The sequence below is a fragment of the Streptomyces profundus genome, assembly GCF_020740535.1.
Taxonomy (GTDB): domain Bacteria; phylum Actinomycetota; class Actinomycetes; order Streptomycetales; family Streptomycetaceae; genus Streptomyces; species Streptomyces profundus.
The window spans coordinates 907755-928915 of record NZ_CP082362.1 but is presented as its reverse complement, the minus strand read 5'-3'; the positions used below and the strand labels follow the sequence as shown (position 1 = coordinate 928915).

Below are 21161 nucleotides of genomic sequence, written 5' to 3'. Positions count from 1 at the left end.
GTGACCGACACCACCGCGGAGCACGGTACGGAGCAGGGCACCGAGACATCGGAGAAGGCGCTCGGCACCCGCCGAGGCACCGGAGACCCAGCCACCAGAGGACGTACCACCATCGCCGACGGGGTGGTCGCCAAGATCGCCGGCATGGCCACCCGCGACGTGGTCGGCGTACACGCCATGGGCAGCGGGCTGGCCCGCACCTTCGGCGCCGTCAGGGACCGCGTGCCGGGCGGCGGCAAGTCCGTCACCCGGGGCGTCAAGGCCGAGGTCGGCGAGGTGCAGACCGCGTTGGACCTGGAGATCGTGGTCGAGTACGGCGTCTCCATCGCCGAGGTATCCCGTACCGTACGGGAGAACGTCATCGTCGCCGTCGAGCGGATGACCGGCCTGGAGGTCGTCGAGGTCAACATCAACGTCGTCGACGTGAAGTTGCCCGATGACGAGGAAGACGACGAGGAACGGCCCCCGTTGCAGTAGGCACCGGGCGGCCGGCGTCACCAGGCCGCTGAGGCGAAGGAGTACGAGATGAGCATGGCCATGATCGGCATGATCGCCGGCATGGGCCTGGGCTTCGCCGGGTATTTCGGCGGGTTCGCGGCCTTCCTGCTGGTGGCGGCGCTGGGCGCGATCGGCTTCGTCGCCGGGCGCTTCCTGGACGGCGATCTGGAGCCCGGGGACATCTTCCGGGTCCGGGAGCGCGGCGGCGACCGGCGGCGATGACGGTGGATCAGGTGGTTCCCGCCAGGGAACGCGGCGTGACGCGGATCGCCGAGCGGGTGGTGGCCAAGCTGGCCACCCAGGCCGCCAGGGAGGCCCTGCGCGCCGAGTCGAAGGCCCAGCCACCGCGCCGCAAGAACGGGGGCCCGCACGCCTCGGCCGTGGTGCGTCGCCCCTCGGGCGGCGACGGCAGCGGGGGGATCGCCAGCGTCCGCGTCGCCGTGGAGCTGGCCTACCCCTCCGACATCGGCTCCCAGTGCGGCGCGGTACGCCGCCAGGTGGCCAGGCGCATCGGGGAGTTGGCGAGCATGGAGGTCGGGGACGTGGCGGTGGCCGTCGAGCGGCTGCACTCGACCGCCCTGGACGGCGAGGGCTCGGGGAGGCTCCGATGAGCCCCCGCCACGCCGACCGCCGGCCCAGGAACGAACGGAAGGCCACCCTGGTGGGCGAGCCGGAGCCGGGCGACGAGCAGCGCGTCTCCCTCGACAAAGGCCTCGACAAGGACGGAACGGACCAGCCGCCGGACCCGCCGGAGCCGGACGACGAGACCGGGGGCATGCGCCAGTCCACCTCCACCGCCCGCTACGAGCCGCGCGCCGAGGAGGACGGCCCGGCCGACCGCTTCTGGTCGGAGCGACGGCTGCCGGCCGCGCTGGTCGCCGCCGTCGTGCTGGCCGCCGCCGGGCTGCTGCTCTACGACATCGCCTCGGTGCGCGCCGACCGTCCCGCCGCCGGCTGGCGGCGGGACCTGGCCGACCAGCTGGCCACCAGGCAGCTCGACGACGCCTGGATCGTCGCCGGCGCCGTGGCGGCGCTGCTGCTGGGCGTCTGGCTGGTCGTGCTCGCGGTCACCCCCGGGCTGCGCCGGCTGCTGCCGATGCGCCAGGACGGACCCGAGATGCGCGCCGGCATCGAACGCGCGGCTGCCGCGGTGGTGTTGCGCGACCGGGCGTTGAACGTCTCCGGCGTGCGCACCGTCCGGGTGATCGTGGGACGCCGCAGGATCAGGGTGTGGGCCCAGGCGCACTTCCGCGAACTCGACGTGGTCAGGTCCGATCTGGACGCGGTGCTCGACGACGGCATAAGGGACCTCGGGCTGGCGCGCCGACCGGCGCTGGCCGTCTTCGTCCGCCGTCCCACCAAACGCTGAGATGGGGCAGTGATGTTGCGCATCGTCAATCGGGTGCTGCTGGCCGCCGCCGGCTGCACGCTGTTCTGCCTCGGTCTCGCGGTGCTCGTCGGCACCCTCGACCTGCCGAGCCGCTGGGGCTTCACCCCACCCTCCTGGTGGACCTGGCGGACCCCCGAGTCCGTGCTGCTCAGCGCCGCCGACCGGGTCCGGCACCGGGACGCCGGCTGGTGGTGGCCGGTGGTGATCGGCGTCCTCGCGCTGCTGGTCCTGCTGGCGCTGTGCTGGCTGCTCGCGCAGCTGCGCAGGCAGCGGCTCTCCGAGGTGTTGGTCGACAGCGGCGACGGCGTCGGCGCGCTGCTGCGCGGGCGCGCGCTGGAGGAGGTGGTGGCCGCCGAGGCGGAGGCCCTGCCGGGCGTGGACCGGGCCCGGGTGGCCCTGGTCGGCCGCCGCGACCAGCCGCGCGCCGAGGTGGGGCTCTCGCTGGCGCCCCAGGCGCGGCCCGACGAGGCCGTCCGCCGGCTGCGCGCCGAGGCGGTCGAGCACGCCCGCGTCTCCTCCGGGCTCTCGGCGCTGCCGGCCGAGGCACGGCTGCGGGCCGCCAAGCACGGGCCCGAACGCGTCAGTTGACGGCCCGGCCGGGCGTGTGGCGCTCAGGCGGAGGTGGACACGTTGTCCCTGGGACCGCTGGGCTGCTTCTCCTCGGCGGCCGGCTCCTCCCGGCCGTCCCGGCCGTCCTTGCCGCCCGGGCCCGGCTTCGGCCCCGCGGCGGCCCTGGCCTCCTTGGCGGCCTGCTCGGCGGCGTCGTTGCGATCGCGCCTCAGCAGCAGGAACCAGCCGACGGGAACGCCGGCCGTGAAGAGCCACCACTGGATGGCATAGGCGAAGTGCGCCCCGATGCCCGTGTGGTCCGGCTCCGGGAGCAGCTCCAGCGCCGGCTCGGCCTCGTCCGGCGGGGCGGTCTCCGTCAGCTCCAGATAGCCGCCCAGCATCGGCTGGCCGAGATCGGCCTCCCGCTGGTCGCTGTTGATCAGCATCACCATGCCGTCGGGCAGCCCGGACTTGTCCTTGATGCCGCTGTTGCCCGTGGTCTCGTCGGCCATCAGCCGACCCGTCACGGTGATCTGCCCGCTCGGCGGCTCGGGCACCTCGGGCGCCCGCGTCGGATCGTTGCCGGCCGGGATCCAGCCCCGGTTCACCAGCACCGCCGGCGCGTCGTCCTGGAGCAGCGGGGTCAGCACGTGGTACCCCATGGCGCCGTCGTCGTTGGTGCGCTGCCGCACCAGCACCTGGAACGCCGGATCGTAGGAGCCCGTCGCGGTCACCCGGCGGTAGCGGTCGTCGGCCGCGGGGCCGGCGTCCAGGGAGGTCAGCTCCGCCATGGGCACCGGATCGGCCGACAGACTGGCGGCGATCAGATCGTTGCGCGCCACTCTCTGGTCATGGCGATCCATCTGCCAGAACCCGAGCCAGATCATGGACGGGATCAGGAGCAGCGCGATCAGGGTGAGGGACACCCACTGCCGGGACAGCAGAAACCGGTACACAGCCGCTGACGCTACCCGAAGGCGGTCACCCCTCCTTCGCCGGGGCCACATCGCGCAGCAGGTGGGTGAACGCCGCCTCGTCCAGGACCGGCGTGCCATGGGCGCGGGCCCTGGCCACCTTGCTGGTCGCGACCTCGGGGGTGTTGGTGACCAGCAGGCTGGTCAGCCGGGAGACGCTCGTCGCCACATGCAGACCGGCCTCCTGCGCCTGGTCCTCCAGCAGCTCCCGATCCACCGAGGTGTCCCCCGAGAAGGCCACCCGCATGCCCTGCCGCAGCCGCCCGCCCGGCTCGTACCGCCCCGGGTTGGGATAGGGGCAGACCGGCCGCCTGCGGCTCGGCCGCCAGCCGCCACGCCACGCCTCGCCCGAGCGGACGGGACCGGAACGGGACGCCGGCTGGCCGGTGGCCCACTCGGTGATCGGGCGGCACACATGCAGCGGCAGCGGCAGGCCGAGGCCGGCGGCCCGCTCAAGGCTGGGCCGGAACGCCTCGGCCAACACCCGGGCGTCGTCCAGCGCGTGGTGCGCCCGGCGCTGCGTCACCCCGAAGTACCCGACGAGCGTCTCCAGCTTGTGGTTGGGCAGCGGCAGGGCCAACTCCTTGGCCAGCCGGATCGTGCACAGCCGCTGCCGGACCGGCGGCGTCCGCTCCACCCTGGCGAACTCCCTGGCCAGCATCGCCCAGTCGAAGACCGCGTTGTGCGCCACCAGCACCCGGCCGGCCAGCCGCTCGGCCAGCTCCTCCGCGACCTCCCCGAAGAGCGGCGCGTCGGCGAGCATCTCGGACGTCAGCCCGTGGATCCAGGTGGGCCCTGGATCGCGCTGCGGATTGACCGGGCTGTACCAGCTGTCCTCCACCTCACCCCTGGCGGTCAGCCGGTAGACGGCGGCGGACACGATCCGGTCGTGGCTGGCGAGACCCGTGGTCTCGACGTCCACCACGGCGTACCCCGACGGGTAGCCCTCGGGCCATGACCCCTCGTCGGAGGTCCTGGGGAGGGGGAGGTCGACCATGGGCGCCTGGTGGTGGTCTTCGAGCATGGTCCCAGAGGATACGGGCCGGCACCGACAGTGCCCTTCGTCCGCCCCGGAGTTGGGACGTCCCACGGTCCGTCGGGACGCTGGGGCCGACCCGCTGTCACAGCTGTGACGTACGCTGCCAGACATCTGCTCCCCACCAGGCGGAGGCGCCGCGATGTTGCTCGACACCCATGGCCGAGTGGCCACCGATCTCCGGGTCTCGCTCACCGATCGGTGCAACCTGCGGTGTACCTACTGCATGCCGGAGGAGGGCCTCGCCTGGCTGGCCAAGCCGGAGTTGCTCACCGACGACGAGATCGTCCGGCTGGTGGGTGTCGCGGTGGGGGAGTTGGGCGTCACGGAGGTCCGCTTCACCGGCGGGGAGCCGATGCTGCGGCCCGGTCTCGTCTCGGTGGTGGAGCGCATCGCCGCGTTGACGCCCCGGCCCCGGCTCTCCCTCACCACCAACGGCATCGGCTTGGAGCGCACGGCCGACGCGTTGCGCGAGGCGGGGCTCGATCGGGTCAACGTCTCCCTGGACACGCTCAGTTCGGAGGTCTTCCAGCGGATCACCCGCCGCCGGCGCCACGGCGACGTGCTGCGCGGCCTCGCCGCCGCGAAGGCCGCCGGGCTCACCCCCGTCAAGGTCAACAGCGTGCTCCTGCCCGGCGTCAACGACACCGAGGCGCCCGAGCTGCTGGCCTGGGCCCTTGAGCACGAGTACGAGCTGCGCTTCATCGAGCAGATGCCGCTGGACGCCCAACACGGTTGGCAGCGGGACAAGATGATCACGGCGGACGAGGTGCTGCGCTCGCTGCGGACCAGGTTCACCCTCACCCCCGAGGACGGCCGGGGCTCCGCACCGGCCGAGCGGTGGCTGGTGGACGGCGGCCCGGGGCGGGTCGGCGTGATCGGTTCGGTCACCAGGCCGTTCTGCTCGGCCTGCGACCGCACCCGGCTGACCGCCGACGGTCAGGTGCGCAACTGCCTGTTCGCGCACGAGGAGTCCGATCTGCGCGGGCCGCTGCGCGAGGGCGCGGACGACGCGGAGCTGGCGGAGCTGTGGCGCCGCGCGATGTGGGGCAAGAAGGCCGGCTCCGGCCTGGACGCCCCCACCACCTTCGCCCAACCCCCCCGCCCCATGTCCGCCATCGGCGGCTGACCGTTGTGCGGGTCGCTTCGCTGTGCGCCTAGCGGCGCGCCGGCCGGACGCCGCCCCAAGCCGCCAGCGCTCCGCGCGGCGGTCTAGCGGCGGTCTACGGGCCTTGTTCTTGCCCGCGTTCGTCCTGCGGGTGGCCGACGCCGTGGCGGTGGTCGCGCTCCGCGCGGCGGCCTACGGGCCCTGTTCCTGCCCCGCGGGCAGCGTCAAGTGCTGCCCGCACCCCGCGCGCAGCGAGGGCGGGTTCCCGCCCCGTGGCTGACGCTGCCGCGCGCAGCGGCCAGCGCGGCCGGGCCGCGGCCCGCACTCCCGACGTGCTGCCAATGCCGCCCCGCGCGCAGCGCGGGCCTGGGCCCTGCCTCCGTGGCTGACGCCGTCGCGCGCAGCGGCCAGCGCGGGCGGCGGGCGCCGTGGCTAACGGCCGGTGGCTTGCCAGTCGGTCAGGGGGACGACGGCCTTGAGGAAGTCGCGGAGGCTGAGGAAGCGCGAGAGGTATTCGCGGTGCTCGTCGCAGGCGAGCCAGGTCTTGCGGCGGTCGGGGGTGTGGAGTTTGGGGTTGTTCCACGCGAGGACCCAGACGGCCGGCAGGCGGCACCCCTTGGCCGAGCAGATCAGCTCCGTTGCGGCCGGCTCGTTCATCGCGTTCGTCACGGAAACCACCCAAGTCCTTCAGATACGGTGATACCGCCCACGCGATCAAGACGCTGACTGGTGTCGGAACATGATCGACGCCGGGCAGCCACGGGGGGAGCCGCCCGGCGTCGTTCTGTCGCTCCGACGGGGGATACGGAGCGCCCTTGAAGTATGACACGCGTGCGGGTGGTCATTGCAGGGGAATGACCCAATTGATCTGAGCCGACTTCCAGATCGCCGTCCGGAAGCATCAACTCCGCTTCTGCGCTTCCTGTTGCGAGGGCGGCAACGCCCTCGTCGCGGAGGGGGCGGCGAGCGCGGAGGGCAGCGACGGCACGTTCTCCCGGCCCGCGTTGGCGATCACCACGGCGATATAGGGAAGGGTGACGCCCAGCGCCAGCGTGACGACCGCCAGCGGAAGGCTGACGTTCCACAGCAGCGCGGTCAGCAGCACCGCGATGGTGCGGATCACCATGGCCACGAGATAGCGACGCTGTCGCCCCCGTACGTCCTCGTCCAGACTCTGCCGGGCACCGGTGATCCGGTAGACCGTGGAGTTTTCCTCGTCATCGCGTCGGCGCGCCATCTCACATCACCCCGCCCCAACGTACGCCACCACCGTGGCGTGGCCGGACTCACCCCAGCAGCTGGGCGAGCTTCCTGCCGGCCTTGAGATAGAGGTTCCCGGGCGTCTCGGCGAGGGCGCCGGTCCGCTCGGCGACCACCTCGGCCAGCGGGCGCAGCGCGTCCGCCTCGGGCAGCACCTCGGTCCGCTGCCCGTCGGCGCCCTCAAGGACCAGCCGCAGCCCGTTCTGCTTCGCCAGCCGGCGGGCGGCGGAGGCACTCGGGGTGAACTCCAGCACCTTGGTGAGGACGGTGGCGACCGTCTCCGCGCCGTGCTCGGCGAGCGACAGCTCGGGCAGGCTCGCCACGTCGGCGAAGCTCCGGCGGGAGAACTGCGCGGTGAACGCGTCGCGGGCCGCCATCGCCGCTTCCACCCCGTGGAGCGCGGCGACCACCTCGGCGGCCAGCAGCTTCTTCAGATCCATCGGATGCAGCGAGTTGTCCGCCAACCGGCCGTTGACCAGGGCCAGCTCCGCGTCCGTCCACTCCGTCCAGGCCCGCAGGTAGGGGTCCATCAGCCGGTCGGGAATGGACATGATCTTGCCGAAGACCTCGCCGGCCGGCGAGGCCAGGCCCACGTAGTTGTCCTTGGACTTCGACATCTTGGCGCCCGAGCCGTCGGTGCCCTCGATCAGCGGCATGCCGACGACCAGCTGCGGGGTGAGGCCGTGGACCTCCATCAGCCGGCGGCCCATCTGCATGTTGAGCAGCTGGTCCACGCCGCCCAGCTCGACATCGGCGTCGATCTCGACGGAGTCGATCGCCATCGCCACCGGGTAGATCAGCTCCGACATGGTCAGCCCGTGGCCGCCCTCCAGGCGGGTCCTGAAGTCGTCGCGCTGGAGCAGCGAGGACGCCGGCACCTGGGCCAGCATCCCGATCAGCCGGGGGAGCGTCACCCCCGCCAGCCACTCGCTGTTGTGCCGGACCCGCACCTCGTCGAAGTTGAAGAACGGGCGCACCTGGTCGCCGTAGCTGGCCAGGTTGCGCGCGATGTCCTCGTCGGTCAGCGGGGGGCGCTCGGCCGAACGCCCCGAGGGGTCGCCGATCTTGGCCGTGATGTCGCCGATGAGCAGCGTCACCTCGTGGCCCATCCGCTGGAACCGGCTGAGCACCGTCATCGGCACCGCGTGGCCCAGGTGCACGTCGGAGCCGGTCGGGTCGATGCCCAGCTTGACGCGCAGCCCGCGCCCCGCCGCCCGCGCGGTCTCGATCCGCTTCGCCAGCGCTTCCGCCGACGGCAGCACCTCGACCGCGCGGGCCGCGATCAGCTCCGCCTGCTCCCCGGACGACAGATCGGTCAGGTCCAGATAACGCCGCGTCCCCGCCTCCTCCAGCAGCTGCCGGACGGTGGAGTCGGAGGAGAGGTCCTGTGCCAGCAGCGCACTGGCGCGCTGAACGGAATCGCCGAGGCGTGTCACTTCGTAGTCCTGCCAGTCGTGTGTCGTCGAGGGACGGGAGCCGATTCTACGAGGGTCAGACTCCCGGGCTCACGGAGCTCATGTGGAACTCGGGCACCCGCAGTGCCGGCGTCGCCACGCGCGGGAAGTAGTCGCCCCACTCGCGCGAGGTGGTCCGCTCGGTGCGGCCGGCCTCGGTGGCCCGGGCGAGGACGTCGACCGGCGACTCGTTGAAGCGGAAGTTGTTCACCTGCCCGACCACCTCGCCCTTCTCGACCAGGAGGACACCGTCCCTGGTCAGGCCGGTGAGCAGCAGGTTCTTCGGGTCCACCTCGCGGATGTACCAGAGCGAGGTGACCAGCAGGCCGCGCTCGGTGTCGGCGACCAGCTCGGGCAGCGTCCGGGTGCCGCCGGCGTCCAGCGTCAGGTTGTCGATCACCGGGGCCAGCGGCAGCCCCGTCAGCTCGGCGGTGTGCCGGGTGGTGGGCAGCGAGCGCAGCACCCCTTCGGCGATCCAGTCGGTGCGCTCCAGCGGCAGGCCGTTGTCGAAGACGGAGTTGCCCACGAAGAAGGAGTCGGTCGACGAGCGGGAGAGCACGAACGGCGTGGCCGTCAGGCCCTCGGCCCTCGGGTCGCTGGAGAGGGTGAACGGCAGCTGGGTCAGCCGCTCCCCGACCCGGGTGCCGCCGCCGGGCCGGCTGAAGACGGTGCGGCCCTCGTGGCTGCGGCGTGCCTCGGTGGTCATGTGCTGGTAGATGGTGAGGTCCGCCACCGAGGTGGGCGGCAGCAGCGTCTCGTACCGGCCCGGCGGCAGGTCGATGGTGCGCTCGGCCCAGGCGAGCCGCTGCGCCAGCGCGGCGTCCAGCGCGGCGATGTCGACATCGGAGAAGTCACGGGTCGGCGCGTTGCCGTAGGAGGAACGCCTGCGTCCGTCCGACTTGGCGTTCAGCTCCAGATGCCCGGTCGGCTGGTCGTACCGCAGCCGCAGCCCCGTCGAACTCCCCAGGTAGCTGGAGACCACCTGGTGTTCGGCGAAGCCGAACAGCTCCCTGCCCTCGCTCGCCGCGCGCGCGAAGGTCTCGCCCAACGCGGGGGCGAACTCCCGGAACACCTCGGACGAGGTCTCGGCCGGCGGCGCGGCGAAGTCCGGGCTCGGCTCGCCGCCCTCGACCAGCGGACGGGCGTCCTCGGCCGACGGGGACTGGCGGGCCGCGTGCTCGGCGGCCCGGACCAGCTCCGCCAACTCCTCGTCCCTGACCGCCGAACGGGACAGCACCCCGGCGGCCACGCCGGTCGCCCCCTGGACGGTGGCGATCACCGTCAGCTGACTGCCCCGGGTGACGCCGTTGGTGGTGAGGGTGTTGCCGGCCCACCGCAGATTGGTCGAACTGTGCTCGTCGGCGATCACCACCATCCCGTCGGCCTCGGACAGCGCCAGCGCGCGCTCGATGATCTCCTGCGGTCTGCTGACGGTCATCGGCCGGCCTCCTGCGTGGTGTTGAGAACGTTGACGGAGCGGAACAGCGCCGAGGGGCAGCCGTGCGAGACGGCCGCGGTCTGGCCGGGTTGGGCCTTGCCGCACATGAAGGAGCCGCCCAGGAGATAGGTGTCGGGGCCGCCCACGGCCTCCATCGAGCCCCAGAAGTCCGTGGTGGTGGCCTGATAGGCGACATCCCGCAGCTGGCCTGCCAGTTGCCCGTTCGCGATCCGGAAGAAGCGTTGTCCGGTGAATTGAAAGTTATAGCGCTGCATATCGATCGACCAGGAGCCGTCGCCCACCACGTAGACGCCCTCTTCGACCCGGGAGATCAGCTCCTCCGTGCTCGGCCCCGCCGGGTCGGGCTGGAGCGACACGTTCGCCATACGTTGCAGCGGCACATGCGAGGGTGAGTCGGCGAAGGCGCATCCGGTGGACCGGTCGGCGCCGGTGAGCGCCGCGGTGCGCCGGTCCGTCTGGTACCCGACCAGGACGCCGTCCCTGACCAGGTCCCACGACTGGGCGGCGACCCCCTCGTCGTCGAAGCCCGTGGTCGCCAGGCCGTGTTCGACGGTGCGGTCGCCGGTGACCCGCATCACCTCGGAGCCGTAGCGCAGCGTGTTCAGCTGGTCGGGGGTGGCGAACGAGGTGCCGGCGTAGGCCGCCTCGTAGCCCAGCGCGCGGTCCAACTCGGTGGCGTGACCGATCGACTCGTGGATGGTGAGCCACAGGTTGGTCGGGTCGATCACCAGGTCGAGCGGCCCCGGGGTCACCGAGGGCGCGGCCATCTTCTCGGCCAACAGCTCGGGCATCCTGGCCAGTTCGTCGTCCCAGTCCCAGCCGGTGCCCGTCAGGTACTCCCAGCCGCGCCCCACCGGCGGCGCCAGCGTGGACATGGTGTCGAACCGGCCCGTCGCCCCGTCCACCGACGTGGCGGTGAGCCCGGGGTTGAGGCGCACCCGCTGCTGGGTGGTGACCGTGCCGGCGGTGTCCGCGTAGAACTTGTTCTCCTGGACGGCCCAGAGCTGGGCGTCCACATGGCTGATGCCGTCCCCGGCCAGCAGCCGCCCGCTGAAGTCCGCGAGCAGCTCGATCTTCTCCGCGTCCGGAACGTCGAACGGGTTGGTCTCGTAGGAGGAGATCCACGTCCGCTCGCCGTGCGACGGCTCGTCGGCCAGCTCCACCCGCTCGGCGGACCCGGACGCCGCCGTGACCCGCGCCGAGAGCTTCGCCATGGCGACGGCCCGCGCCGCCACCCGCGCCGCGCCGTCCATCGTCAGATCCACCCCGGCGGCGAACCCCCAACTCCCGCCGTGCACCACGCGCACCGCGTACCCCGTGGTCGTGGCGGACGCCGCCCCGGAAGGACGGGCGTCCCGCAGCGACCAACGGGCGCTGCGCACCGACTCAAGACGGAAGTCCGCGTGATCGGCGCCCAACGCCCGCGCCCTCGCCAGGGCGGCGTCGGCCAACGGACGTAGTGGTAGCGCGAGAAACGCTGGATCGATGGTTCTGGTCACGGTGTCTCCTGTCCTGGCCCGATGCCGGGCCCGTCCGGGCGGGCCTCGTCGGCCCGCCCGCCCCGAGGGGGTCACCCCCGAGCCCTACCCGGCGCGTTGGTGAGCGGACGCACCAACAGGGTGATCATTGTCGTCAACGTGGCCTGGGCCAAGGTGTTTCCACCGCCGGTGCGGTGCGGAGTCGCCGACGGGGGAGCCGGGCCGGCTGTTGGGATCCCACAGCCGGACGGGGCCCCGGCTGTCATGCCTCGGTTGTCGCGCGAGGTGGCCGAGGGTCTAGCGTTGTCGAAAGCACACGAACACGAAAGAGGTGGTCCCTTGAGCCGCTCGGTACTGGTGACCGGAGGCAACCGCGGTCTTGGCCTTGCCATCGCGCGCGCCCTGGCCGAGGCGGGTGACAAGGTCGCGATCACCTACCGCTCCGGCGAACCGCCGAAGGAGCTGGTGGACCTGGGGTGTCTGCCGGTGAGGTGCGACATCACCGAGCCTGAGCAGGTGGAGCAGGCCTACAAGGAGGTGGAGACGGCGCACGGCAAGGTCGAGGTGCTGGTGGCCAACGCCGGCGTCAACCGCGACCAGTTGTTGCTGCGGATGTCCGAGGAGGACTTCACATCCGTCCTCGACACCAACCTCACCGGCACCTTCCGGGTGGTGAAGCACGCGGCCCGCGGCATGCTGCGGGCCCGTTCCGGCCGCATCGTGCTGATCTCGTCGGTGGTCGGGCTGCTGGGCTCGGCCGGGCAGGCCAACTACGCGGCCTCCAAGGCCGGCCTCGTCGGCTTCGGCCGCTCCCTGGCCAGGGAGCTGGGCTCGCGCGGCATCACCTGCAACGTGATCGCGCCGGGGTTCATCGACACGGACATGACGAGGGAACTCACCGAGAGCCAGCGCGACGCCATCGTCGAGAAGATCCCGCTGGCCCGCTACGGCGCCGCCGAGGAGATCGCGGCCACCGTGCGTTTCCTGGCCTCGGAGGAAGCCGCGTACATCACTGGAGCCGTCATTCCCGTTGACGGCGGATTGGGCATGGGTCACTGAGCATGAGTGGACTTCTCGCGGGCAAGCGGATCCTGGTCACCGGCGTTCTCACCGATTCCTCGATCGCCTTCCACACCGCCAGGCTGGCCCAGCAGGAGGGCGCCGAGGTGGTGCTCACCGGGTTCGGCAGGCTCTCCCTGGTGCAGCGCATCGCCAAGCGGCTCCCCAAGCCCGCCCCGGTGATCGAGCTCGACGTGCAGAACAAGGAGCACCTCGCGGGGCTCGCCGACCAGGTCACCGAACACTTCGGCGCGGGCGTCGGTCTGGACGGCGTGGTGCACTCCATCGCGTTCGCCCCGCAGGACGCGCTCGGCGGCAACTTCCTCCACACGGAGTGGGACTCGGTCGCCACCGCCGTCGAGGTCTCCGCGTACTCCCTGAAGTCGCTGACGGTCGCCCTGCTGCCGCTGCTCGAACAGCGCGGCGGATCGGTCGTCGGCATGAACTTCGACGCCCAGGTCGCCTGGCCCAAGTACGACTGGATGGGCGTCTCCAAGGCCGCCCTTGAGGCCACCTGCCGCTACCTGGCGCGGGACCTGGGAGACCGGAACATCCGGGTCAACCTGGTCTCCGCCGGCCCGATCAAGTCGATGGCGGCGAAGTCCATCCCGGGCTTCGAGGAGCTGGCCGACGTGTGGGACGGCCGCGCCCCGATCGGCTGGGACCTCGCCGACCCCGAGCCCGCGGCGCGTGGCGTTGCGGCGCTGCTGTCGGACTGGTTCCCCAAGACCACCGGCGAGATCGTCCACGTCGACGGCGGTGTCCACATGATGGGGGCCTGAGGCGGGTCGCGTGCCCGCGCACCCGGCCTGACCGCCACCACCCCCCGGCCCGCCGGGGGGTGTCGCGTTCCACGGGGCTCCGCCCGGGGGCGGATCGCGCCTGAGCCCCGTCACAGGCGCTCGCCCCGGTGGACGCCCGCCCGGACACACGCCCGGGACCGCCCCCCATCCGGACAGCGGGCCCGTCTTGCCGACGGCGCCCCGCCGTTCACACGGACCTCGTGGGACAGACGCCGGGGCTCTCGACCCGTGCGGTCAGCGGTCGGTGTTCGGCCCATCCGCTCCAGGTGCCCGGCGTTATTCGCCGGCGGCGCCCGGCCGTTCACACGGCACCCCGTGGGACAGACACCGGGGCCCGATCCGTGCGGTCAACGGTCGGTGTTCGGTCCGTGGACTGGGGCGCGTCGTTCGGAATCTCGCGGGCTCGTGCTTCCCCCAGACGTCGTCCGGGGGACCCGGGGCACCTCCCGGACGAAGTCCGGGGGAGTACGAGCAGGCCCTTGGGGCCTTGCGACCGCCGGGCTGGGGGAGCCGCTCGCTGTCCGCGAAGATCCCCACGACGGCGGGCCCCCGGCCGCCTCCGCCGGTCCCGGCCCGTGCGGTCGGCGTTTGGCCCACCCGCTCCAGGTGCCCGGCGTTCTGCCGGCGGGGCCCGGCCGCTCGCATGCACCCGGTGCACGGGCCGATGCCTGGCCGGGGCGCACCCCGTGGGACAGACGGCGGGCCCCCGGGCCGCCTCCGCCGGGCCCGGCCCGTGCGGTCGGTGTTCGGCCCACCCGCTCCAGGTGGCCGGCCGCCGCGCGGCAGGTGCCCGTCCCGTGGGACAGACGGCGGGCCCCCGGCCGCCTGCGGTCAGCGGGCGGTCCCTCGCGGCTCGGGGGGCGTTCGGTCCGTGTTCGGGCTGGGCTGGTCCCGGGCCGGGACGCGGCCCGGGACTCCGCTCAGCGGTGGCAGACGAGGGCGTAGGAGCCCGCCTCGGCGGCAGCCGTCTCCGCGTCGGCGGCGCGGATGGCGGTGAGGAGGCGGCCGTGGTCGACGTGGTCGGCCGGGCGCAGCTCGTCGCCCACATCATGGCGCAAAAACGCCCTGACGACGGCGCCCAGATCGGCGTAGAGCGCCGTCAGCACCTCGTTGTGCGAGGTCTGCACCACGGCCATGTGGAACGTCGCGTCCGCCTCGACGAAGCGTTCGACGTCGCCGGTGGCCCAGGCCGCCTCCCTGCGGGCCAGCAGGGTCTCCAACTGCCGTAGCTCGCGCGGCGTTCGGCGCCGCGCGGCGAGCCGGGCGGCGGACGCCTCCAGCGTGCTGCGCACCTCCGCGACGTCCCTGGCCTGCGCCCCGGCGAACCTGCGGTGCATCACACCGGCCAGCTCGCTGGTCGCGGCCACATAGGTGCCCGAGCCCTGACGGATGTCCAGCAGCCCGTTGTGCGCCAGCGCCCTGATCGCCTCGCGCACCGTGTTCCTGGCCACCCCCAGCTGTTCGACCAGTTCGGGCTCCGTCGGAATGCGTGACCCGACGGGCCACTCGCCCGAGGTGATCTGCAGGCGCAGCTGGCCGATCACCTGGTCCGCCAACGCTGCGCGACGCGGCGCGGTCAGTGACATGACTCTCCCCGATGCCGTCGTCCACTGGCTCAGACCGTGAACGAGGATTCATCCCATGATTCTATGATGAGGTTCATGGGACCCACGCGGACTGACCGTACTCTGCGCCGAGCCTCCGCGGTCACCGAACGACCACAGCCCGGCCAGCCCGGGCGGGGTACGGCCTCGGCGACCGCCGGCCGTTGGCTGATCGCGCTCGCGCTGGTGCTCACCGCCATCAACCTCCGTCCCGCCATCTCGGGCCTCGGTCCCGTCCTCGCCGAGGTCCGCCACGACCTGGGGATGAACGCCACCGTCGCCGGCCTGCTCACCTCCGTGCCCGCGCTCTGCTTCGCCGTCTTCGGCTTCACCGCGCCCCGGCTCGCCGGCCGCTTCGGGCCCGTCCGCGTCGTGGTGCTCGGGCTGTGCGCGATCAGCGCGGGCCTCGGCCTGCGCGCGCTGGCCGGCAACACCGTCGTCTTCCTGGCCACCAGCGCGCTGGCCCTGGGCGGCATCGCGGTGGGCAACGTGCTGATGCCGGTGCTGGTCAAACGCTTCTTCCCGGACCGGATCGGGCTGCTCACCGGTCTCTACTCCATGGGCCTGGCCATCGGCACCTCGGCAGCCGCCGCCTGCACCATCCCGCTCTCCCGCGCGGTGGGCGGCAACTGGCGGGCCGGCCTGGCCGGTTGGGCCGTGCTGGCCGCGCTCGCGCTCATCCCCTGGGCCGTTCTGCTGCTGCGCACCAGGAGACGCGCCGCCGGGCGGGACCGCGTCGGCGAGCAGGCCACCGCCACCACCACCCCGCCGCCCAGGATGCTGCGCTCCCGCACCGCCTGGGCGCTGGCCGTGTTCTTCGGCCTCCAGGCCACCGCCGCCTACATCATCATGGGCTGGCTCCCACAGATCTACCGCGACGCCGGGGTCTCCGCCGGCACCGCCGGCCTGCTGCTGGCCCTCGTCATGGGCCTGAGCGCGCCGTTGAGCTTCCTCATCCCGCCCATCGCGACCCGGCTGCGCAGCCAGGCTCCGCTGGTGATCGCCATCGGCCTGTGCGCGCTGGCCGGTTACGCGGGTCTCTGGCTGGCGCCGGCCACCGGCGCCTGGCTGTGGGCCGTGCTGCTCGGCGTCGGGAACTCCGCCTTCACGGTGGCGCTGGTGATGATCGGCCTGCGCACCCGCACCGGGCCTGGGGTGATCCGACTCTCCGCCTTCGCGCAGAGCATCGGCTATCTGCTGTCCGTGCCGGGACCGCTGCTGGTCGGCGCGCTCAACGAGGCGACCGGCGGTTGGGACGCTCCGCTGCTGCTGATGACCTGCCTGCTGCTGGCCCAGGTCACCTGCGGCGTTCTCGCCGGCCGGGACCGCTGTGTGGAGGACGGTCACTGAGTGCGAGACTGGTGCCATGCCAGCGCTCGATCCGAACCCCCGCAACGGCCAACGCTCCCTGCTGCTGATCCTGGGAGCCATGCTCGCCATCACCGTCGTGATCGGTGTGATCGCCACTGTCGCCTCGCCCTGACCCGGAGGGGTGGGGCTGGCCCCACCATCCCCTAGGGGGTTGGGTTCAGGGACGACTGGGTGGCTCACCGGATGGGCCGGACGTCTCCCGGTCCGTAGATTCGTGGTCATCGCGAAAGGCCCCCGCAACCGGCGGACTCGTGCCGCTCCCGCGCCCCACGGATGGAGACCGCGCCATGACCGCTCGCGCCCAGTCCGCCGACCACGAGATCCGCCTGCGCTGGTGGGCGGTCGCCCTGCCGGTCGCCGTCTTCGTCGCGCTTCTCGCGCTGCTCACCTCGGGCGGCCCGAACGAGACCGCCACGGGCCTGGAGCCGGTCACCAGGATCCTGGAGCACGTCCACTCGGCCCTGCTCTGACGATCCGGCCCCGCGGCGGACGTTGCCGGCCCGGCGTCGCGCCGATGCCCAACGACCCGCGCCCACCGGCGCGTTTCGTGCGAAGCTGGGGCACATGAGCGTCGAAGTTGCCCGCAGGATCGTTCTTCTCCGACACGCCAAAGCCGACTGGCCCGAGGTCGCCGACCACGACCGGCCGCTCGCCGAGCGGGGCCGTCATGACGCCCGCACCGCCGGACTGTGGCTGGCGGGGGCCGGCGTCACCCCCGACCTGACCCTCTGCTCCACCGCGGTGCGCGCCCGCGAGACGTGGAAGCTCTATGCCTCCGAGCTGACCAGGCGGCCGAAGACCGCCTACGACGAGCGGCTCTACGAGGCGTCCCCCGGCGAGGTGATCGCCGTGATCAACGAGGTGGACGAAGCGGTCAGGGATCTCCTGGTGGTCGGCCACAACCCGACCACCCACGCCCTCGCCGACCTGCTCGCCGCCACCTCCGAGGGCGACACCCGCGCCCGGATGAACGCCAGCGGCTACCCCACGTCGGGCCAGGCCGTGTTGACCCTGACCACCCCGTGGAAGTCCGTGGAACCGGGCGTGGCCCGGCTGAGCGCGTTCTGGACGCCGCACGACTGACGCCGCACGACCAGGGCACGGACCAGGCCGACCGACCGGGCCCGCCGCTCAGCCGTGAGCGTCCGCCGCCTCCACCTCTTCCCTGGTGATGCCCAGCAGATAGAGCACGGTGTCCAGAAACGGCACCGTGACGGCCGTGTGCGCGGCCTCGCGGACCAGCGGCTTGGCGTTGAACGCCACCCCGAGGCCCGCCGCGTTCAGCATGTCCAGATCGTTGGCGCCGTCCCCGATGGCCACCGTCCGGGAGAGCGGCACCCCCGCCTCGGCCGCGAACCGGCGCAGCAGCGTGGCCTTCCCCGGGCGGTCCACGACCTCGCCCGTGACCCGTCCGGTCAGCTTCCCGTCGACCACCTCAAGGGTGTTGGCCGCGGCGAAGTCGAGACCGAGGTGCTCCCGCAGCGCGTCCGTGACCTGCGTGAACCCGCCGGAGACCACGCCCACCTGGCAGCCGAGCCGCTTCAGCGTGCGGATCAGGGTCCTGGCGCCGGGGGTGAGCCGGACCTCGGACCTCACCTTGTCGATCACCGACTCGTCGAGCCCGGCCAGCAGCGCCACCCGCTGGTGCAGGGACTGCTCGAAGTCCAACTCGCCGCGCATCGCGGCGGCCGTCACCTCGGCGACCCGCTCCTCGCAGCCCGCGTGGGCGGCGAACAGCTCGATCACCTCGTCCTGGATCAGCGTGGAGTCCACGTCCATCACCACCAGGCGCGGCGCCCGGCGCTGGAGGCCCGACGACACCACGGCGATGTCGACGCCGCTGGCCGCCGCCTCCTTGCCCAGCGCCGTGCGGAGCGCCTCCGTCGGCACCCCCGACACGTCGAACTCCACGGCGGTGACCGGGTACTTGGCCAGCCGGTAGATCCGGTCGATGTTGCCGCCAGTGGCCGCTATCCGCGCGGCCACCGCCGCCGTGGTCGAGGCCGTCAACGGGTTGCCCAGCACCGTCACATGGCTGCGCCCGGTGCCGCGCGACGGGTTGTCGCCCGTGCCGGAGATGATCTCGGCGGACAGCCCGGCGCCCTCGGCCCAGGCGTGCACCGTGGCTCTCAGCCCCCCCTCGCCGCCGTTCCCCGGCGGCTGGCGGACGAGGGCGCAGAGCGTGATCCGTCCCCGGGTGACCACCTGCTCGATGTCGATCACATCCACCTGGAAGGTGGCCAATGTGCGGAAGAGACCAGCTGTCAGCCCCGGTCGGTCCCTGCCGAAGATCTTCACCAGCAGCGTCGGGGTTTCCTGGTCAGCCGTGTGTTCGGAGGTCATGGTGAGGCCAACGTTAGCGGCTCGCCGCGCGCCGGCGGCGCCACGGTCCGGCTGCCGGACACCCCGGCGCGACCGGCGCGAACACCCTCGAAAGCCTCTCGAACGTCACGGCGAAGCCCACGCTTCGCGACAGCTTGGTGACTTTCGGGGGGCGACTTCCCGTTTCGAGCCCGAGCCTGGAATAGTTCCCCAACGATGTTCAACCATCCCTAGACTTCCGGCCGGAGGTCACTCGGGGGACAACTTTGTGGGGCATGGAGTGCCGGAACTCGTACTCGAATTGAACGGTCAAATCTGGGCGTTGGACCCTACGAGGTCATACAGCCTCGGTAGGGACCCCCAGGGTGACTTCGTCCTTCAGGACGCTCGCGTGTCCTGGCGTCACGCGACCGTGCGGTGGGGTGGTCAGGGCTGGGTGGTGGAGGACCACGGCAGCACCAACGGGACCTACGCGCAGGGACAGCGCGTGCAGCAACAGGCGTTGGCGCCGGGGTCCGTCATACATCTGGGAAACGCCACCGACGGGCCCCGCCTGGCGTTCTCCCTCAGCGGTGCGGCGCCCTACCAGTCGCAGCAGGCCCCCGCCATGCCCTATCAGTCCCAGCCGGCCCCGGCCGTCGCGACGGGGGGCCCACCCCAGCACCAGACGCCCGGCGGGCCGCCGCAACACCAGCCGGCCGCCGACGCGGGCGGCCAGCCGCAGGGCAGCCACGGGGCGACGAGCCTGCACCGGCTCAACGTGGGACAGGTCACCCGCATCGGCCGTGCGCTGGAGAACGAGCTGGTCGTCTCCGACCTCCAGGTCTCCCGCCTGCACGCCGAGTTCCTCGCCCACCCCGACGGCAGCTTCGAGCTCCACGATCTCGGCAGCCACAACGGCACCTATGTCAACGGCCAGCAGGTGCCCAAGAACGGGCGGATCAGCCTCGGGGCCAACGACACCGTCGGTATCGGCCACTCCACCTTCCGGCTGGTGGGCAACCAGCTACAGGAGTTCGTCGACACCGGTGAGGTCTCCTTCTCCGCCCGCCACCTGACCGTGCAGGTCAACAACGGGCAGACGACCATCCTCAACGACGTGTCGTTCGGCGTCCCGGAGAAGTCGCTGATCGGCGTGATCGGCCCGTCCGGATCCGGCAAGTCCACCCTGCTGCGCGCGCTCACCGGCTACCGTCCGGCGACCTACGGCGAGGTGCTCTACGACCACCGGAACCTCTACACCCACTTCGCCGAGCTGCGCCACCGCATCGGCCTGGTCCCGCAGGACGACATCCTGCACACCGCGCTGCCCATCCGCCAGGCGCTCAGGCTCGCCGCCCAGCTCCGGTTCCCCGGCGACGTCGCCGCCGCCGAGCGCAACCACCGGGTCGAGGAGGTGCTGGCCGAGCTGAAGCTCGTGCCGCACGCCGACAAGCGGATCTCCTCCCTCTCCGGCGGCCAGCGCAAGCGGGTCTCGGTCGCCCTGGAGCTGCTGACCAAGCCCTCGCTGATCTTCCTCGACGAGCCCACCTCAGGTCTCGACCCCGGCATGGACCGGGACGTGATGCAGCTGCTGCGCGGGCTCGCCGACGACGGCCGCACCGTGCTGGTCGTCACCCACTCCGTGGCCGAACTCGGCCTCTGCGACCGGGTCCTGGTGATGGCCCCGGGCGGCGGCGTCGCCTACTTCGGCCCGCCGGACGAGGCCCTCAACTTCTTCGGCTACGACAGCTGGGCCGACGTCTTCTCGGCCTTCGAGAACTACCGCGACTACGACTGGATGGGCCGCTGGCGCGGCTCGCAGCACTACCAGATGTACGCGGCCGACCTGGACGCCGTGCAGCCCCAGGCCGCGTTCCAGCCCATGGGCGCCATCCAGCAGAAGGCCCAGACCTGGGGCTCGCAGGTGCTCACCCTGATGCGCCGCTACTCCGCCGTGATCCTCGCGGACAAGGGGTTCCTCGGCCTGACCATCGCGCTGCCCGTCATCCTGGGCCTGGTCAGCCTCGCCATCCCGGCCGACTCGGGGCTCGGCTACGGCCCCGTGGAGAACGGGCTGCGCAACGGCGACGCCAGCATCGTGCTGCTGGTCCTGGTGGTCGGCATGTGCTTCTCCGGAGCGGCCAACGCCGTCCGGGAGCTGATCAAGGAACGGGTGATCTACGAGCGAGAACGCGCCGTCGGCCTCTCCCGGTCCGCCTATCTGATGTCCAAGGTCTTCGTGCTGGGCATCGTCACCGTGATCCAGGGCGCGATCCTCTGCCTCATCGGCCTCGCCCCGCGCGAGATGCCGGAGGAGGGCGTGCTCTTCACCGGCTCGCCCGCCGTCGAGATGAGCCTGGTCATCATGACCCTGGGCTGCACCTCGATGATGATCGGACTGCTCATCTCCGCGCTGGTCCGCACCTCCGAGATGACCATGCCCCTGCTGGTCATGATCTCCGTCGTCCAACTGGTCTTCACCGGCGCCCTCTTCCAGGTGCACGGCACCCTCGGCGTCGAACAGCTGGCCTGGCTGATGCCGTCCCGCTGGGCGCTGGCCGGCACCGGCACCACCGTCGACCTCAACACGCTGACGGCGTCGCCCACCGAGGCCCCCGACCCCGACCCCCTCTGGAAGCACGAGGCCGGGTACTGGCTGCTCGACGTCGGCGCCCTGGTGGTGCTCGCCGTCATCTGCGGCCTGCTGGTGATGAAGTTCCTGCGCCGGCACGAGCCCGAGGTCATGCGCGCCTGACCCCCTCGCCGCACCGAAGGGCGGTGGCCCCCCGACGGGGGGCCACCGCCCTTTCCGCT

At 72.2% G+C, this 21161-nt stretch carries 22 protein-coding genes; 13 read left to right on the top strand and 9 right to left on the bottom strand.

What is annotated here, in order from left to right; all coding sequences use genetic code 11:
• From K4G22_RS04125 to amaP, 5 genes are all read left to right on the top strand, one after another.
• Positions 1-477, top strand: coding sequence for an Asp23/Gls24 family envelope stress response protein (locus tag K4G22_RS04125; RefSeq protein WP_228078292.1), 477 nt, complete (start codon positions 1-3; stop codon positions 475-477).
• A 48-nt stretch (positions 478-525) separates the two neighbouring features.
• The gene (locus tag K4G22_RS04120) at positions 526-720 is read left to right on the top strand and encodes a hypothetical protein (protein WP_228078291.1); all 195 of its coding nucleotides are present in this window, start codon (positions 526-528) and stop codon (positions 718-720) included.
• Positions 717-1109 (top strand): Asp23/Gls24 family envelope stress response protein, encoded by a 393-nt coding sequence (locus K4G22_RS04115; protein WP_228078290.1) that lies wholly within the window; start codon positions 717-719, stop codon positions 1107-1109. The genes K4G22_RS04120 and K4G22_RS04115 overlap by 4 nt, the downstream gene beginning before the upstream one ends.
• 164 nt (positions 1110-1273) lie before the next feature.
• Complete coding sequence (locus tag K4G22_RS04110) at positions 1274-1867, top strand: DUF6286 domain-containing protein (protein ID WP_228083941.1); 594 nt, start codon at positions 1274-1276, stop codon at positions 1865-1867.
• A gap of 12 nt (positions 1868-1879) precedes the next feature.
• The gene (gene amaP, locus K4G22_RS04105) at positions 1880-2476 is read left to right on the top strand and encodes an alkaline shock response membrane anchor protein AmaP (protein WP_228078289.1); all 597 of its coding nucleotides are present in this window, start codon (positions 1880-1882) and stop codon (positions 2474-2476) included.
• Between the two features lie 23 nt (positions 2477-2499).
• Here the strand turns inward: amaP and K4G22_RS04100 are convergent, their stop codons facing one another.
• Together K4G22_RS04100 and K4G22_RS04095 are read right to left on the bottom strand one after the other, a co-directional pair.
• Positions 2500-3393 (bottom strand): SURF1 family cytochrome oxidase biogenesis protein, encoded by an 894-nt coding sequence (locus K4G22_RS04100; protein ID WP_228078288.1) that lies wholly within the window; start codon positions 3391-3393, stop codon positions 2500-2502.
• A 25-nt stretch (positions 3394-3418) separates the two neighbouring features.
• Positions 3419-4408 carry a DEDDh family exonuclease gene (locus K4G22_RS04095; protein ID WP_228083940.1) on the bottom strand — a complete coding sequence of 330 codons (990 nt, stop codon included), beginning with the start codon at positions 4406-4408 and terminating at the stop codon, positions 3419-3421.
• 181 nt (positions 4409-4589) lie between these two features.
• On the opposite strand from K4G22_RS04095, the gene moaA reads away from it, so the two are divergent.
• Positions 4590-5576 carry a GTP 3',8-cyclase MoaA gene (gene moaA / locus K4G22_RS04090; RefSeq protein WP_228078287.1) on the top strand — a complete coding sequence of 329 codons (987 nt, stop codon included), beginning with the start codon at positions 4590-4592 and terminating at the stop codon, positions 5574-5576.
• 411 nt (positions 5577-5987) lie between these two features.
• Here moaA and K4G22_RS04085 read toward each other — a convergent pair whose 3' ends face one another.
• From K4G22_RS04085 to K4G22_RS04065, 5 genes are all read right to left on the bottom strand, one after another.
• Positions 5988-6212 carry a hypothetical protein gene (locus K4G22_RS04085; protein WP_228083939.1) on the bottom strand — a complete coding sequence of 75 codons (225 nt, stop codon included), beginning with the start codon at positions 6210-6212 and terminating at the stop codon, positions 5988-5990.
• A 244-nt stretch (positions 6213-6456) separates the two neighbouring features.
• Entirely contained in the window at positions 6457-6792 is a 336-nt protein-coding gene (locus K4G22_RS04080; protein WP_228078286.1) for a DUF3099 domain-containing protein, read from the bottom strand.
• Between the two features lie 49 nt (positions 6793-6841).
• Entirely contained in the window at positions 6842-8251 is a 1410-nt protein-coding gene (gene tyrS, locus K4G22_RS04075) for a tyrosine--tRNA ligase (RefSeq protein ID WP_228078285.1), read from the bottom strand.
• 55 nt (positions 8252-8306) lie between these two features.
• Positions 8307-9707: a metallopeptidase TldD-related protein gene (locus K4G22_RS04070; protein WP_228078284.1), complete on the bottom strand. Its 1401-nt coding sequence runs from the start codon at positions 9705-9707 to the stop codon at positions 8307-8309.
• Positions 9704-11227 carry a TldD/PmbA family protein gene (locus K4G22_RS04065; RefSeq protein ID WP_228078283.1) on the bottom strand — a complete coding sequence of 508 codons (1524 nt, stop codon included), beginning with the start codon at positions 11225-11227 and terminating at the stop codon, positions 9704-9706. Before K4G22_RS04065 ends, K4G22_RS04070 begins: the two co-directional genes overlap by 4 nt.
• Before the next feature lie 318 nt (positions 11228-11545).
• Between K4G22_RS04065 and fabG the strand changes: the two genes are divergently transcribed.
• Positions 11546-12265, top strand: a complete 720-nt coding sequence (fabG, locus tag K4G22_RS04060) for a 3-oxoacyl-[acyl-carrier-protein] reductase (RefSeq protein WP_228078282.1) — start codon at positions 11546-11548, stop codon at positions 12263-12265.
• Positions 12266-12267: 2 nt separating this feature from the next.
• On the top strand, positions 12268-13047 hold the full coding sequence (fabI, locus tag K4G22_RS04055; RefSeq protein WP_228078281.1) for an enoyl-ACP reductase FabI: 780 nt from the start codon (positions 12268-12270) through the stop codon (positions 13045-13047).
• Between the two features lie 941 nt (positions 13048-13988).
• On the opposite strand, the gene K4G22_RS04050 is transcribed toward fabI, so the two are convergent.
• Positions 13989-14654, bottom strand: a complete 666-nt coding sequence (locus K4G22_RS04050) for a FadR/GntR family transcriptional regulator (RefSeq protein WP_228078280.1) — start codon at positions 14652-14654, stop codon at positions 13989-13991.
• Positions 14655-14729: 75 nt separating this feature from the next.
• On the opposite strand from K4G22_RS04050, the gene K4G22_RS04045 reads away from it, so the two are divergent.
• The 4 genes from K4G22_RS04045 to K4G22_RS04035 all read left to right on the top strand — a co-directional run bounded on the left by K4G22_RS04045 (position 14730) and on the right by K4G22_RS04035 (position 17126).
• Positions 14730-16022 carry a CynX/NimT family MFS transporter gene (locus tag K4G22_RS04045; RefSeq protein ID WP_228078279.1) on the top strand — a complete coding sequence of 431 codons (1293 nt, stop codon included), beginning with the start codon at positions 14730-14732 and terminating at the stop codon, positions 16020-16022.
• Positions 16023-16038: 16 nt separating this feature from the next.
• Positions 16039-16155 carry an SGM_5486 family transporter-associated protein gene (locus K4G22_RS31600; RefSeq protein ID WP_265590210.1) on the top strand — a complete coding sequence of 39 codons (117 nt, stop codon included), beginning with the start codon at positions 16039-16041 and terminating at the stop codon, positions 16153-16155.
• Between the two features lie 175 nt (positions 16156-16330).
• Positions 16331-16513, top strand: coding sequence for a hypothetical protein (locus K4G22_RS04040; protein ID WP_228078278.1), 183 nt, complete (start codon positions 16331-16333; stop codon positions 16511-16513).
• A 94-nt stretch (positions 16514-16607) separates the two neighbouring features.
• The gene (locus K4G22_RS04035) at positions 16608-17126 is read left to right on the top strand and encodes a SixA phosphatase family protein (protein WP_228078277.1); all 519 of its coding nucleotides are present in this window, start codon (positions 16608-16610) and stop codon (positions 17124-17126) included.
• Positions 17127-17174: 48 nt separating this feature from the next.
• Here K4G22_RS04035 and serB read toward each other — a convergent pair whose 3' ends face one another.
• Complete coding sequence (serB, locus tag K4G22_RS04030) at positions 17175-18386, bottom strand: phosphoserine phosphatase SerB (RefSeq protein WP_228078276.1); 1212 nt, start codon at positions 18384-18386, stop codon at positions 17175-17177.
• Between the two features lie 259 nt (positions 18387-18645).
• Between serB and K4G22_RS04025 the strand changes: the two genes are divergently transcribed.
• The gene (locus tag K4G22_RS04025; protein WP_228078275.1) at positions 18646-21102 is read left to right on the top strand and encodes an FHA domain-containing protein; all 2457 of its coding nucleotides are present in this window, start codon (positions 18646-18648) and stop codon (positions 21100-21102) included.
• Positions 21103-21161: the final 59 nt, after the last annotated feature.